The 14,114-nt window shown below is 56.7% G+C and carries 11 protein-coding genes; 1 reads left to right on the top strand and 10 read right to left on the bottom strand.

Annotation, left to right across the window (positions count from 1 at the left end):
- Positions 1-18: 18 nt before the first annotated feature.
- From ACQG0T_RS07700 to cmoM, 6 genes are all read right to left on the bottom strand, one after another.
- Positions 19-570 carry a YcbK family protein gene (locus tag ACQG0T_RS07700; protein ID WP_003858202.1) on the bottom strand — a complete coding sequence of 184 codons (552 nt, stop codon included), beginning with the start codon at positions 568-570 and terminating at the stop codon, positions 19-21.
- Between the two features lie 175 nt (positions 571-745).
- Complete coding sequence (ldtD, locus tag ACQG0T_RS07695; RefSeq protein WP_032619971.1) at positions 746-2,569, bottom strand: L,D-transpeptidase; 1,824 nt, start codon at positions 2,567-2,569, stop codon at positions 746-748.
- A gap of 179 nt (positions 2,570-2,748) precedes the next feature.
- On the bottom strand, positions 2,749-7,197 hold the full coding sequence (gene mukB / locus ACQG0T_RS07690) for a chromosome partition protein MukB (RefSeq protein ID WP_032619973.1): 4,449 nt from the start codon (positions 7,195-7,197) through the stop codon (positions 2,749-2,751).
- Entirely contained in the window at positions 7,197-7,901 is a 705-nt protein-coding gene (mukE, locus tag ACQG0T_RS07685; RefSeq protein ID WP_017384823.1) for a chromosome partition protein MukE, read from the bottom strand. Before mukE ends, mukB begins: the two co-directional genes overlap by 1 nt.
- Positions 7,882-9,204, bottom strand: coding sequence for a chromosome partition protein MukF (gene mukF / locus ACQG0T_RS07680; protein WP_015570962.1), 1,323 nt, complete (start codon positions 9,202-9,204; stop codon positions 7,882-7,884). The genes mukE and mukF overlap by 20 nt, the downstream gene beginning before the upstream one ends.
- 3 nt (positions 9,205-9,207) lie before the next feature.
- Positions 9,208-9,987 carry a tRNA uridine 5-oxyacetic acid(34) methyltransferase CmoM gene (gene cmoM, locus ACQG0T_RS07675; protein WP_271040655.1) on the bottom strand — a complete coding sequence of 260 codons (780 nt, stop codon included), beginning with the start codon at positions 9,985-9,987 and terminating at the stop codon, positions 9,208-9,210.
- Positions 9,988-10,107: 120 nt separating this feature from the next.
- Between cmoM and elyC the strand changes: the two genes are divergently transcribed.
- The gene (elyC, locus tag ACQG0T_RS07670; protein WP_015570963.1) at positions 10,108-10,887 is read left to right on the top strand and encodes an envelope biogenesis factor ElyC; all 780 of its coding nucleotides are present in this window, start codon (positions 10,108-10,110) and stop codon (positions 10,885-10,887) included.
- On the opposite strand, the gene ACQG0T_RS07665 is transcribed toward elyC, so the two are convergent.
- From ACQG0T_RS07665 to ACQG0T_RS07650, 4 genes are all read right to left on the bottom strand, one after another.
- Positions 10,864-11,757 (bottom strand): YcbJ family phosphotransferase, encoded by an 894-nt coding sequence (locus tag ACQG0T_RS07665; RefSeq protein ID WP_003858216.1) that lies wholly within the window; start codon positions 11,755-11,757, stop codon positions 10,864-10,866. The two genes, elyC and ACQG0T_RS07665, sit on opposite strands and share 24 nt — an antisense overlap.
- Before the next feature lie 142 nt (positions 11,758-11,899).
- Complete coding sequence (kdsB, locus tag ACQG0T_RS07660; protein WP_015570964.1) at positions 11,900-12,646, bottom strand: 3-deoxy-manno-octulosonate cytidylyltransferase; 747 nt, start codon at positions 12,644-12,646, stop codon at positions 11,900-11,902.
- Positions 12,643-12,825: a protein YcaR gene (ycaR, locus tag ACQG0T_RS07655; protein WP_003858220.1), complete on the bottom strand. Its 183-nt coding sequence runs from the start codon at positions 12,823-12,825 to the stop codon at positions 12,643-12,645. The genes kdsB and ycaR overlap by 4 nt, the downstream gene beginning before the upstream one ends.
- Before the next feature lie 45 nt (positions 12,826-12,870).
- A complete protein-coding gene (locus ACQG0T_RS07650) occupies positions 12,871-14,100 on the bottom strand; it encodes a winged helix-turn-helix domain-containing protein (RefSeq protein ID WP_271040654.1) in 1,230 nt (409 codons plus the stop codon).
- Positions 14,101-14,114: the final 14 nt, after the last annotated feature.

Raw genomic sequence — 14,114 nt, 5'->3', positions numbered from 1 at the left:
TGCTCCTGTGTTTCGTTATTACCAGTGCCGAACCGGCCCGGTATCAATATGCACAAAGTTGCTACGTGGGTAGTATCCTACACCACCTGCGCGCATAGATAACGCCGCTTTGCGAATATTGGCTAACGAAACGCCTTCAATATGGAAATCCATCGCCTGCCCTTTAGTGTGATAGCTTTTTTTCGCTACCCCACGGCTGTGGGCGCGCAGTTCATTGTTGGTATCCAGAGAGCGATAGCCAGAAATGAGTTGCACCGGCCTTTTGGTCCCCAGCAGTCCCTGCAAGCGGTAAAGCTGATCGAATAATCCAGGGTCGATGGCTTTGATTTTATTCGCGCGGAAATCACGGAAAAAATGGTTGAGTCTTGCTAATTCATCCTGAATATAGCCTCTGCCATCGAAAAATTCCGCTTTAAGCGTCTCACCAGTATGCAGATTGTTGAGCGTTAAAATACGCGGACGAGGTGTCGAGAGGGTGGCAAATGCTGGCGTCGGAAGGATGGCTGCTGCGCCCAGCGCAACGCCACCTAACGCCAGCAATTTGCGACGATTAGCGTCAAATTTGTCCATGATAATCAGGTCTACAGGTAAAAGAAATTGTCAATATGCTTAGCGCACGAAGGGCACCATAACTGGCAAAGCCTGCTACGTCAAGGCGCCCAACCCCAGTGAATACGCGGCTTGCAGCCAGATCGCCTCATATTCACCATAACTTACGACAATCATTTTTACCGAACTACTTCATTTACCTGATTAATTGTTCCGCTTTTGGCAAAATTTGTGCGCCGGATCGCGCTGTCAGATCATAATTGTAAATATCTGTACGATACTGGGTGCGTCCGTCCGCGCCTACAAACGCCGTCAGATAGTAAAGATTGACCGGAATATTGTGGCGGATATTGACGTAACGCGTATCCCCCTGCTTCAGGGCATCTGATATCCGCGTATCGTTCCAGCCTGCATCCTGCAACAGCATATTCGCCAGCTCCGAGGCCTTATTCACGCGAACGCAGCCCGAGCTGAGCGCGCGAGCGTCTTTCTGGAACAGATTATGGTTCGGGGTATCATGCAGGTAGATAGCGTCCGAACTTGGCATATTGAATTTGTAACGTCCCAGCGAGTTATGTGCGCCCGGTGCCTGCTGGAAACGGAACGGCAGGTTCGAAGGCGTAATCGTTGACCAGTCGACCATCCAGGGATCAATCGCTTCTTTGCTGTTCCAGCCCCGCATCACCGTATAGTTGTGTCGCTCCAGATAACCCGGGTCATTCCATACCTTAGGCAGGATATCTTTGCGCGCCAGCGTCGGCGGCACGTTCCACGGCGGGTTAACCACCACGTTATTCAGCGCGCTGCTCATCATTGGCGTTTTTCGGTCAGGTCGGCCGACAATCACGCGGGACGCCAGCACTTCGCTACCGTCCTGATAGTAGACCAGGGAGTACGCCGGAATGTTGACCATAATGCCGGTGGATAACGTGCCCGGCAGCAAGCGCAAGCGCTGGATATTCAACGCCAGCACCCCTGCCCGCTGGGCCGGAGAGACGTTCAGCCAGTCGCGAGTAGATGGACCAATCACGCCGTCAGCGCCAAGCCCCTGCGCGGCCTGGAACTGCTTCACTGCGGCGACCAGCTCGCGATCGTAAGCGGCGGGCTTATTGCTCAACGCAACGGCCGTTTTCTCTTTTACCGGCGCCGACGGGCTGACGACCGCATTTTGCGTCTCGTCACCGGGCAGCGCAATTTTAGGGCCGCTGTCGAGAATGCCGGAGCGTTTCATAATTTCGCGGATCGCAGGCACATCGCTGCTCCACTGCCCCGGACGCAGCGTTGTGGTGCCACGCAGCTGAGGCCACGGGCGGGAATCCGCGACCAGCTCAAGAAGCGACTGATGCATCGTGGCATATTGCGGATGGGCAGGCGCAAGGCTTGCGATAAAGCGCGGCAGTTCGCCGTTATCCAGCGACAGCTGCCACTGATTAATGACGGACAGCGCAGGCGTCGCCAGCTTGTACGGTTTACTGCTGTATAACCAGCGGTTGCCGTTCACCGAAATCCCCGCCACAAACTGTAAGTAGCCCATCATGGCATCAGACAGCACCACGTCACGCGCCTGTCCGGAAACGGCAGGGTCGGTCAGGAGCTCAACCCAGGTCGTGAACTGCGGCTGAAAGCCTGCAATCGCCACTTCAGCCAGCTGCTGCTGGAAGGCTCGTACCGCCTCGCGATTTTCCCACATCGGTTTCATATCACGCGCAGCGTAAAGCAGCGTGAGCTGGTTAATATAAGCGGGAGTATAGCCCGAGGGCAGGCCGGTCATAAGCTGCTGGCGTAATGATTCAGTATCGATGCCTTCCGGCAGCGGTTTAATGCCGGCCATGATGGCCGTCGCCGGAGACTGATCCAGCGGTTGTGACAGCGACGTCGGCTGCGCGCCCATCGTCGCGTAGCTGTCAGTCGGTACAATTTCAGGCTCATCGGCCTGAGCGGTAAACAGTGGAGCAAACATCACTGTCAGGCACAAACTCAGCGCAGACAGCTGACGACCACGATTTTTCTTAAGCAACATCCCTTGCCCCCTGTTTTTCACGACATGCCCATTATTCTGGAGCTTTCCTTCAGTATAGAAAGGCATACTCGCTGCTGCCTTACCTTATGTAAAGAAGTTTAAAGATAACGCAGCCCTGAACACAAGTTAAGTGAATAAAAAAAGCGGCGCATGAGCGCCGCTATTTGTCGCACCCCGGGTTAAGAGGCGTCAGCCGTGCCCGGTAATGACTCCGGTGGCTGCGGGGCGAAACCACGCAGGCCCACGACGTGTACGTGTTCACTGTTCTGGAACACCTTACGCACCAGCTTATAGGTTGTCCCTTTTTCCGGACTGATGTTTTCCGGCGCCGCGATGATGAGCTGCATATCGAGTCGCTCGCAAAGCTCAAACAGCGTGGCGATGGAGCGGGCGTCGAGACGCGCGGCTTCATCGAGGAACAGCAGACGGCATGGCGAGATGTCTTTGCCGCGCAGACGACGCGCTTCATCTTCCCAGCTCTGCACCACCATCACCAGAATCGACATACCGGTACCGATGGCTTCACCGGTAGAGAGCGCACCGGATTCCGCGCGCAGCCAGCCGTCTGAGCCACGGTTAACCTCAACTTCCATTTCCAGATAGTTGCGGTAGTCCAGCAGCTCCTCGCCGATGGTTTGCGGCGTACGCTGGCCCATGTCAATCTGCGGATTCAGACGCTGATATAGCTTCGCCAGCGCTTCGGAGAAGGTCAGGCGGTTACTGTTGAACAGATCCTGATGCTGTTCGTGCTGTTCAGACAACACGTCCAGCAGCGTGGAGTGCGCCTCACGCACGTTCACGTTCAGCCGCACGCTGTTGACCTGGCCAAACGACACGCTTTGCAGGCCCTGGTTCAGCTGACGGATACGGTTCTGCTCGCGCTGAATGGTTTTACGAATAATATTCGCCACGCTGCGGGAGCTGATTGCCAGCTTCTGCTCGCGGGAGGTCAGCTCCTCCGTCAAACGGCCCAGCTCGATCTCCATCTGTTCGATCGCTTCCACCGGATCGTCGGTACGGATGATGTCCTGACGAATACGCTCGCGTAAGTGCTGATAAACCGCCACGAAGAACTGAATTTTTCGCTCAGGACGCTTCGGATCTTCGGACATACGCAGCACGTCGCGCAGGTGTTCGTTATCCGCCACCGCCAGACGCAGCGCGCCCAGCGCCTTATCCGACATAGAGCGCAGTTCATCGGCTGACAGGTACGCCAGCTCGCGACGATGCAGACGACGTTCCACGTTGTTATCTTTCACCATGCGCATCACCGCGCACCACCCCGCCTTCGCGGTCACAACCTGTTCACGCATCTCGTGATAGTCACGCTCCAGCTTGCGCAGGCGTCGCGTCAGGTTGTCCATCTCTGCTTCACAGAAGGTCAGCGCTTTTTCCAGCTGATTACGACGCGCGCGGTTGTTACTGAGCTGAGCATGCAGCTCATCGCGGCGAATACGCGCCCGCTCTTCTGCACCGCTGTCGGCGCGCACGCCGATGTCCTGCAACTCTTTATGCAGATCGTTTAACAGCTCTTTCTTGGTGTCGAAGGAGCTTTTCAGCGAGGCCATGACCTGGCTGTACTGGCTCAGCTGTGCGGCGTGAGTACGCATCGCTTCACGGGCGCGCGTACGCTCTGCTTCGGCCTGCTCAAGACGCTCGCGCAGCTTTTCATTAAGATCACTGTTCCCGCTCAGCATTTCTGCTGAATCGGAGTAGCCGAAGTGTGCGCGACGTTGCACCACTTCCGTCAGGGCAAACGCCTGCTGACGCGCTTCGCGCTGCACCTGCTGTGACCAGGCGTAATCTTCTTTTAACTGCTCAAACTGTTCCGGGTCGCTCTGGAGAACGGAAACCATCGGCTCCAGTTTTGCCAGCTGATTGCCGTGCTGCTGCACAAAGCGCGCCGCTTCCTGCGCTTCGTCCAGACGTTCCTGAATTTCGTCTACGCGGTCGGCGAGCGTATCGTCCGCCAGCAGGTTCAGGCGCGGCAGGATGCGGTTAAGGGCCGCAACGCCCTCTTTCGCCTGCTCGAACTGCACGCGGCTTTGCTGGTTGTCATTTTCATGACTGGCAAGCGCACGCTCCAGCTCACCACGGCGGGTGTTGAGCTTGCGGATTTCAGCTTCCGGATCGGGCTCAAAGGCAACGCCCAGGTGGCTGCCGATAAAGCGGCTGAACGCCTGATGCAGACGCTGCGTTTTTTGAACATCAAACGACAGGGTTGCAAAACGTTCAGAAAGCGTTTCGCGCTCAGCGTGCAGGCTTTCAATACGGTTTTCACGCGCGGCGCGGCCAAACAGCGGCAGTTCCGGGAAGCGCGAATAGCGCCACTGGCGATCGGCGATTTTCACCACCACCGCTTTTTCCAGCTCGTCGACGCTGAATACGCTGTCATCAAACGACTGCGGATCCCCTTCGATGAGGTAGAGATCTTCCGGGCAGTCTTCCAGCCCTGCAAGCTGGTCCGAAATCAGCGACAGATCCGGCACCACAATCGCGTTACGGGATGGACCGTACAGCGCGGAGAAGTACGGCGCATCGTCCAGGCCGACATCGTCGTAAATTTCAGACAGCAGCACGCCGCCGAAACGCTCGGCTAAGGCATTCAGGCGCGGATCTTCTGAGCCGCCAGGCTGGCTTAAACGCTCAATCTCTTCATCGACGTCACGCTTGCGCGCACCCACTTCGTCACGCTCAACAATCGCTTCACGCTCGCGCTCCAGCAGCTGTTGCATGTATTCGGTGACGTCCTGGCTGGAGGAAAACTCCTGGCCACACTGTTCGCTGAGCTGGTTCAGGCTGCTTTGTGCAGCCAGCCAGATCGGCGCACGCTGTAAGAGCGTCTTCGAACGCGACTGAAGCTGTTCCAGCTCCTGACGCAGCGTCATGCGCTGTTCGCTGGCGTTCGATACGGTATCCGACAGGGCCGCAATACGCGCTTCCAGCTCCTGGTGCAGGGCCTCAAGCTCGTCGAAATCGTAATTTTTACCCTGACGCTTGCAGAATTCCGCCAGCAGACGCTCGGCTTCCTGCTGTTCACGCAGACGCTGTTCCAGCTCGTTCAGGCGCATGCGCAGCGGCTGCACCTGTTCGGCCAGATGGCGTTGATTGACGCCGTCGCGCAGCAGCTCACGGGCAACGTCCCACGCTTCGTTACGCGCCAGCGGACCGTTGATCGCCACCACCAGCTGGTACGCCTGCTCAAACTGGCTATGCGCCGTTTGCGCCACGCTCATTTTCTGATCAAGAGAAAGCAGTTTCTCAGTGGCTTCCTGCTCTTTGGCCTGGAAGGTATCCAGCCATTCGTCAGCGCTTTCCGGGGTCAGGTCCGGCAGATGGCACAGCTCTTTGGCACGCTGCAACGCCTGCAACGCCTGGTTGTACTGAATCGCACGCGTCTGCTGCACATCCAGCGCCTGCTGGTAATCAGCAAGCTGGCTTTTCAGCTCATCCACTTCCAGCTCGGCGGCTTCCGCGCGGGCTTCGTTCTCTTCCTGCAATTCGGCAGCTTCGGCCACCACTTCATTTTGCTCTTCAAGACGAATTTGCAGCTCATCCAGATCGGCTTCATAGCGCTCGATTTTTTCCTGCTGACGCAGCGCGGTCTGCACCAGGTTCAGGTGATCGCTGGCCGCCTGGTAATCGGCTTCCAGATCCCCTTCCGCACCGTTGTGCTCGCCCAGTTCGCGCGCCATTTCGACATGCTTATACTGCTCAGCCACCAGCTGTTTGCGGGAGGTAAACAGCTCGCGGCGATACTCCAGCGCCTGGTCGAGATGAATACGGCGCTCGTTGGCGTGGCGCATATAGTCCGCCGCCACGTAGTTGGTGGCTTCGCTGATCAGGTGCTTAAACAGGTCGCGGTCAGACTGTGTGACGCGAATCGCTTCCAGCGTCATGCGGTTTTCACGCAGCGCGGCTTCCATATCCTGGAAGGCCTTACGCACGCCGCTGTTTTCCGGCAGCAGGTAGTCGCGCAGGGAGCGAGTAATGGCGCTGGAGATACCGCCGTACAGGGAGGCTTCAATCAGACGGTAGTATTTACTACGATCTGACGCGCTGCGCAGACGACGGGCTACCACACCGAGATCGAACATCAGAGAGTGGTAGTCGGTAATAGAGTTAAACTGCTTAAACTGCACGCCTTCGATAGCTTCCAGCTTGTCTTTCAGCTCCTGGAGCGTGAGGACGCGCGCCTGACGTTCATTCAGGGTTTCCGTCAGCAGCGCGGTCGGCTGTACGGAGGTTGGTAGTCCCTGGATCGCAAACGGTTTGATATCTACTTTACGGTCGCGGCCAGCAACCTGTTGCAGACGCACGCCTACAACCACGCGCTGATGGCGGGAGTTGATGACGTCCAGCACTGAATAACAGACGCCCGCTTTCAGCTTACCGTGCAGACCTTTATCACGAGAGCCGCTCGTGGCGCCCGCTTCAGTGGTGTTACGGAAGTGCAGCAGGGTCAGGTCAGGGATCAGCGCCGTCACGAAGGCCGCCATGGTGGTGGATTTACCCGCCCCGTTACCGCCGGAGAGCGTTGTCACCAGCTCATCCAGATCGAAGGTTCGGGCAAAGAAGCCGTTCCAGTTGATCAGCGTTAGTGAGCGAAATTTACCGCGTTCAATCATTACTCTTCCTCCCCGCTATCCGGCTGATTCTCTTCGTGCTCGTCATTGAGCTGCAAATGGTTTTCCACCGGCATCGCTTCACCGTCACGGATCATGCGCAGCTGCGCTTCACGCGCATCGTCACCCGCACGCACATCGGCGCCAAAACGGAAGACCGATTCGGTAATACGGAACTTGCTGCTGTCGTGACCCATGAACCAGACCATTCCCAGACGGCGCAGACGGTTCAGGGAAGAGCGAACTTTTTCCTGTAATTTCTGACGGTCCAGATCGGACCCCGTTGAGCGGTTATTCACCAGCTTGAGCAGCTTGCTTTCATCCGCCAGCGACAGCAGCTCATCGTAAAGCTCCTGCTGGGTGAAGATCCCTTCATTCGCCAGACGTTCCGGGCTGAGATAGAGGTAGCAGAGAATTTTGCCGACCATCATATCCAGTTCGGAAAGCACCGAGCGCGGAATAAGCGTGGTAGAGCGCGGACGCAGGTAGAAAAAACCTTCCGGCGCGCGGATCAGCTCAACGTTATAGCGAGCGTAAAATTCTTCCAGGTACTCCTGAAAGTCCATCAAAAAGGCGTGATTATCCAGCTCGTCAAGGCCAATGTGACGACCGGCACGCAGCTGGCTATCCAGCGCCGGAAACAACGGATTCGCCAGCGCCTGTGCCAGCTTAACTGGCATCACGTGTTCAATATTTGTCAATGACATGCGCCTGTACCTTGGCTCCGTAATCGTTAATCGGCTGCCACTTCGGCGGCAGTCCGGTGAAATCGGCTTGTGCGATGCCCAGGCGCACCGCCTGGTCTACAACAATGCGGGCAACATCGAAGTGGCGCGCGCGCGGATACTGCGCCAGATAGTCGCGTACCACGAGGCCAAGATCCAGCGGTGCTTGTCTGGTTTTGTAGACAGCGAGCTGTTCTTCGATCATCGCCGCAAGCTGCTCGCGAATTTCGTTAAATTCTTCGTATTCCAGATCCGGCGGCAGTTCACCGGTGACCTCTTCATCACGCAGCGCCATCTCTTCGTCGCGCATATCCAGCAGACGATCGGCGTTGGCGTAGGTCAGCGCCCACGGCGCATCGAAGTAGGTCTGTACCGACTGGCGCAGACGCTGAGCAAAGACGCGATTCTTATCCATATCGATGGCGGTACGGATAAATTTATGCACGTGGCGGTCGTAACCGATCCACAGGTCGATTGACTGCTGGCCCCAGCTGATAATGCGGTCAAGCTTGCTCTGCAAATCAAACACCAGACGGTCGATAAAATGCAAATCGTCGTGCGCCATCGTCGCGTCCTGGATGCGCAGCAGATTGGCCTGTAGCTTATCTCCCGCCGCCTCCAGCGTATCCTGCAACTCACGCAGCGTACCCGACGTTTCTGACAGCAAGAGTTCACAGCTGGAGATGGCCGCACGCCAGTCTTTATTAAGCAGTTGAGCGATATCGTCTTTCACCTGCTGCTGCTGTTCGTCCATCAGACGTTGAGTCAGATCGATACTGTCGAAAATCTCGGCGACCGAGTATTTCAGCGGCGCGTAAACGTTGCGATGCCAGTGGAATTCATCACCGTTTTCATCAGCCGCGTCGGCGGCACGCTTCAGCTCACCTGCAACAATAGAGAGCTGCATGGAGAGACGCAGCGTGGAAAATTCGCGCTGGCGGATGTAATAGTCGGTAATGCCAATGCCCAGTGGCGTAAGACGATAGATGGCGTTTCCTTCCGCCTGCTCGCTGGTAAAGCGGTTCAGCAGACGTTGACGCACCATATCATTGATTGCGTTGTTGGCACGCACGCTAATGGTTTCGCTGGTTTGCTCAAACGCATCACTGACGTGGCGGAACGCATCCACCAGTTCGCCTTCACTCATTTCGCCATCCAGGCGTTCGCCGTTTAGCGTCGCAACCGCCAGCAGGAATGAGAGTCTGTCTACCGGCAGCGAGATGGAGAAATCGTTTTTCCTGGCCCAGGCAACCAGTTCGGGGACTGTCTGGGAAAATTCACTCATAGATTATCCTTGCATCTGCGGCTTGCGCGCGGTGACATGTATATAGCGGCCAAGGCTCAGATAAGGCTCCTGGCGGCAGTACCGCGTCTCTATTTCTGTTAAGGCGTCTAAACAGTCATCCTGTTTTTGTTTATCACGCAGATAATCATGAAACACCCTCACGCCGGTTTTGCCGGTAATTTCCCAACCGATCTCCTCCAGCCAGCCATAGACCTGCTGCGGTTCACGGGGGAAATCCGGTGAAAGCGTGCGTCGTTTCTTTTTATACATGCCCTGTTGTACATAGCCAAAATTGCCGACCAGCACGTTTCGCATTAGCAGGCCGTTGGCATTGTAAAACATCAGCGATAACGCACCGCCCGGGCGCAACATCGACCACAGCGTTTTTAACATCGCTTGTGGTTCGGCGATCCATTCGAGCACAGCATGAAACAATATCAGATCAACCTGCGTTTCCAAATGCTGCGGAATGTCCTGAGCGGCGCAATGTATAAAATGCATGTTGTCGCTCACACCTTTCTCTTCTGCCGCTCGCCCTGCGCGCGCAACCATCTCGGCAGAAAGATCGCAAAGCGTGACGTGATGTCCCCGCTGCGCCATCAGAATTGCAGTCTGACCTTCCCCACCGCCAGCATCCAGCACGCACAACGGTCGGTCACCGAATTCAGCCAGCAGCTTGTCCAGATCCTGCCAGAGGATCGTCTGACGAAGCTGACCTTTGGTGGTGCCATAAATGTTGCGCGAAAACTTTTCCGCGATGTCATCAAAATTGCGATCCCGCATTGGGAGGGTTCCACTCACTACAAAACCGCTATTTTGTCACACCCGCGCGGAGAATGAACCACTCTGGTGTAATATCACCGACAATCGCCTGCTGTATGGTTAAAAAAGGAACCAAAAAGGATGCTTTTTACCCTAAAAAAATATATCGGAGGCATGATGCTTCCCCTTCCCCTGCTGTTGCTTCTCATCGCGCTGGGGCTGGCATTAATATGGTTTAGCCGCTTTCAGAAAAGCGGTAAATCCCTCGTTACCGTGGGCTGGCTGGCGCTGCTGTTACTCAGCCTGCAACCGGTCGCTGACGGTTTATTACGTCCGATTGAAAACACCTACCCGACATGGCAGGGAAATCAGAAGGTGGGCTATATCGTGGTGCTGGGCGGCGGGTATACCTGGGATCCGAACTGGGCGCCCAGCTCGAACCTGATCAACAACAGCCTGCCGCGCCTGAACGAGGGGATCCGCCTGTGGCTGGCCAATCCGGGATCGAAGATGATCTTCACGGGCGCTGCGGCAAAAACCAACCCGGTCAGTACCGCTGAAGCAGGAGCAAGAGTGGCTGAATCGCTTGGCGTACCACGTTCCGCCATCATCACGCTGGATAGCCCAAAAGATACCGAAGAAGAGGCGGCGGCGGTGAAACAGGCCATCGGTGATGTTCCGTTCCTGCTGGTGACCTCTGCTTCACACCTGCCGCGCGCAATGATTTTCTTTGAGAAGCAGGGCCTGCATCCGCTTCCTGCTCCGGCAAACCAGATGGCTATTGACGCCCCGCTCAATCCGTGGGAACGGATAATCCCGTCCCCGGTATGGCTGATGCACAGCGATCGCGTCGGCTACGAGACGCTTGGCCGCCTCTGGCAGTGGCTCAAAGGTTCGTCAGGCAAGCCAGGGCAGGAGTGATTTTGCGGCCAGATCGAAACTGGCGCGATTAAAGCGCCCGGTGTTGACCAGCTGCGCCACCTCATCCCAGAGAAGATAGAGCCAGCGTCGCCAGAGAAAGGCCTCCGCAACAGGGGCGCGCTGAAGATAGTGCCAGAGCAAATCTTCCGCCGCCCCGCCCTCGCTCAGCCTGAACAGTTCGTACTCGCGCGGCGCCCAGAGCATGATCCCCGGCCCGACCATCGCCAGCAGCTGGTCGCTGCGCGAGTCTTTAAGCATACTGCGCAGCGTGAAATTGCCGTGAACCAGCACGCAGTTGTCGTTAAAACCCTCAAACAGCGTCGGCAGACACTCCCGGGTGCGGAATAAAATACGTTTGTCCTGCATCGTTAAACCGGTGTTGTTGAACTGGTTCAGCGTGCCCCACAGCACTTCAACACGCTGGCGATACCACAGCGGCCACAGGTTTTCCTGCGTGCTGTCCACCGCGCCAACAAGACCCCGGCTGTCCTGCCGATGCCAGGCAAGCAGAGCCTCGACAATCTGATCTTTCAGCTGTTCCCAGCGCTCCGGTGTACGCGTCGGGGCTTCAACAGAAACCCCGCGTAAACGTTCGATAAGCAGAACATCCGGGCCGGGATGCTCCTCATGGGTCATCACGCCGTAGACCGTCGGCATGCGGACAGTCCCTTCCCGCGCCAGCATCGACATTTTCCAGGCCAGCTGTCTGGCGACGCCCGGCGAGGTAAAACTTCTGGCCATCAGCGGCATGGGGTTTCCCTGACTGTCGTACAACGACCAGAGTGCGGTGTCGGCCTTTTCATTCACGCATTCCACCCGGCTTAGCTTTTCGCCAAGGAGATGGCTGAGTTCAGCACGCAGCTGTTCCATATGAGATTACCCCCATTAAGACTACTGCTTTTATAATGAGCGCGCGAAACCCGGATGTCACCCGGTAGAGATCAATAATGAAAAAGAAAAGGAAAATAGCCAGGCGGGAGAGCATCCCCCCAGACGAGGGGATGCCAGCGAATCAACGCATTTCGACGCGTACGCGCTCGAGATCTTCAGGGGTATCCACGCCGGTGCCTGGGATTTCCTGGGCAACCGCAACGTGAATTTTCTCGCCGTACCACAGCACGCGAAGCTGTTCGAGCATTTCAATATGCTCCAGCGGGCTTGGTGCCCAGGCGACGTAGCGACGAATAAAGCCGGCGCGGTAGCCGTAAATACCGATGTGGCGCAGGAAGGTTTCGCCGATTGTCTCTTTCGATTGCGCGAAACGATCGCGATCCCACGGAATGGTGGCGCGGGAGAAATAGAGCGCGTAGCCCTCTGCGTCCATGACCACTTTCACCGCATTCGGATTGAACGCCTCTTCAGCGTGGTGAATCGGCACCGCGAGGGTCGCCATCCCGACCTGACGCTGAGCCAGGTTGTCGGCCACCTGACGGATAATCGCCGCCGGGATCATCGGCTCATCGCCCTGCACGTTCACAATCACCGTCTCGTCGCTGAAACCGCATTTTTCGACGACTTCCGCAAGGCGCTCGGTGCCTGACTGATGATCGGCACGGGTCATGCACACTTCCCCACCCGCGGCCTCAACCGCGCGCGCAACATCCGGGTGATCGGTGGCGACGATGACGCGTCCGGCGCCCGATTCGCGTGCCCGTTCAAGGACATGCACAATCATCGGTTTGCCATTGATATCCACCAGCGGTTTACCTGGCAGGCGCGTTGAAGCATAACGCGCAGGGATAATGACAACAAAACTCATGGTTTGATCTCTTCTGCCACCAGGGAACGGGCTTCATTTTCCAGCAGGACCGGAATACCGTCACGCAGCGGGAACGCCAGGCTGTCCAGTTTGCAAATCAGCTCTTGTTTATCCTGGCTGTAATACAGTTTGCCGTTGCACACCGGGCAGGCAATAATTTCAAGTAAACGGTGATCCATAGTTCCTCCGTATGGGTAATCGCTAAAGCTTATCACATTCCCTTTTCAGGGAGTGCCTGTTTCCCAGCCACCTCGACAGGTCGTAAACAGCCCCGCAGGCACGCGACCGAGTACAATTTCATGCGCCCCCTGCCAGCGGGCAAATTCACTGAGCGCAGTCGTTAACCCTTTCTCCAGGCCAGCCATCACCTTTATGCCCTCTTCAAGCCAGAGCGCGATAATTTCAAGCATGCCGGTTTTACGGTGCATTTTAGCGTCCATGCGCCCGACTAGCTGGCCTTTGTGCAGCAGCGGCAAAACAAAATAACCATACTGCCGTCTGGGCGCCGGAGTGTAGCATTCCAGACGGTAGCTGAAATTAAACAACTGCCCGGCCCGCTTTCTGTCCCAGACAACGGGGTCGAACGGCGACAGCACGGCACTGTGGGTCGCCTGGAGTTTGCCCTCCTGCGCCTGCGCCAGCAGAGGGAACAAATCCGCATGCAACCACATTTCACCTAACGACTCTACCGAGACCGGCATGACGCGCTGTTCGCGCTGCCACGATTCCAGCAGTGGTTTTAGCTGCGGCTGACGCAGACGATAATAATCCGCCAGCCACTGTGGACGGAAGATGCCAAGGCTGCGGGCGCTATTCCCGAGCATGATTGCTTCGGCAGCGTCCTGAGACAGCAGGTCACGCGTATCGTCCCAGTGAGGCATAACGCGGTGTGTGAGGTCATAGACGCGCTGAAAGTTGCGACGCTCGACCACCATCACTTTGCCCGACGTAAACAGCCCTTCAAGATGGCGTTTGTGCGGTTTCCACTCCCACCATCCGCTTGCGCCTTTTCGCGGGTGTTCAAAATCCGCGGAGCGTACCGGCCCGTTTTCCTGAATATGGGCAATCAGTTGCTCTATTTCATCCGCGTGTTCCACCATCCACTCCTGACGGTATTTCCAGCCCATTTTGTCCGGGGCGAGCATGCGGTGACGCACCAGGGCAAAATCGCTTCGTGGGAGAAAACAGGCTTCATGCGCCCAGTATTCCATCAGTTCGCCCTGACTTAGCGCATTATCCAGCCACTGCGGAGGATAGTTTCCCAGGCGGCTAAACAGGACCAGATACGGGCTACGCGCCACGATGTTAATGGTGTCGATTTGCAGCAACGACATGCGTTGCACGGTAGAGAGGATATCAGCTGGCTGCGCGCGGCGGCGGGGCTTTTTCAGAAGCCCCTGGGCGGCAAGATGCAGGTTTCGTGCGGCTGCAAGTGAGAATTGCGGTAGAGACATGCGTTTTCCTGTTA

The sequence above is a fragment of the Enterobacter cloacae complex sp. 302F9 genome, assembly GCF_050030335.1.
Classification (GTDB): domain Bacteria; phylum Pseudomonadota; class Gammaproteobacteria; order Enterobacterales; family Enterobacteriaceae; genus Enterobacter; species Enterobacter hormaechei_C.
The sequence above is the reverse complement of the archived record's forward strand: the minus strand, read 5'-3'. Positions and strand labels throughout refer to the sequence as shown.

Coding starts and splice junctions, on each gene's coding strand:
- kdsB (WP_015570964.1), bottom strand. CDS start 12,646: ATGAGTTTTGTTGTCATTATCCCTGCGCGTTATGCTTCAACGCGCCTG.
- mukE (WP_017384823.1), bottom strand. CDS start 7,901: ATGTCATTGACAAATATTGAACACGTGATGCCAGTTAAGCTGGCACAG.
- cmoM (WP_271040655.1), bottom strand. CDS start 9,987: ATGCGGGATCGCAATTTTGATGACATCGCGGAAAAGTTTTCGCGCAAC.
- elyC (WP_015570963.1), top strand. CDS start 10,108: ATGCTTTTTACCCTAAAAAAATATATCGGAGGCATGATGCTTCCCCTT.
- ACQG0T_RS07665 (WP_003858216.1), bottom strand. CDS start 11,757: ATGGAACAGCTGCGTGCTGAACTCAGCCATCTCCTTGGCGAAAAGCTA.
- ldtD (WP_032619971.1), bottom strand. CDS start 2,569: ATGTTGCTTAAGAAAAATCGTGGTCGTCAGCTGTCTGCGCTGAGTTTG.
- ACQG0T_RS07650 (WP_271040654.1), bottom strand. CDS start 14,100: ATGTCTCTACCGCAATTCTCACTTGCAGCCGCACGAAACCTGCATCTT.
- ACQG0T_RS07700 (WP_003858202.1), bottom strand. CDS start 570: ATGGACAAATTTGACGCTAATCGTCGCAAATTGCTGGCGTTAGGTGGC.
- mukB (WP_032619973.1), bottom strand. CDS start 7,197: ATGATTGAACGCGGTAAATTTCGCTCACTAACGCTGATCAACTGGAAC.
- mukF (WP_015570962.1), bottom strand. CDS start 9,204: ATGAGTGAATTTTCCCAGACAGTCCCCGAACTGGTTGCCTGGGCCAGG.
- ycaR (WP_003858220.1), bottom strand. CDS start 12,825: ATGGATCACCGTTTACTTGAAATTATTGCCTGCCCGGTGTGCAACGGC.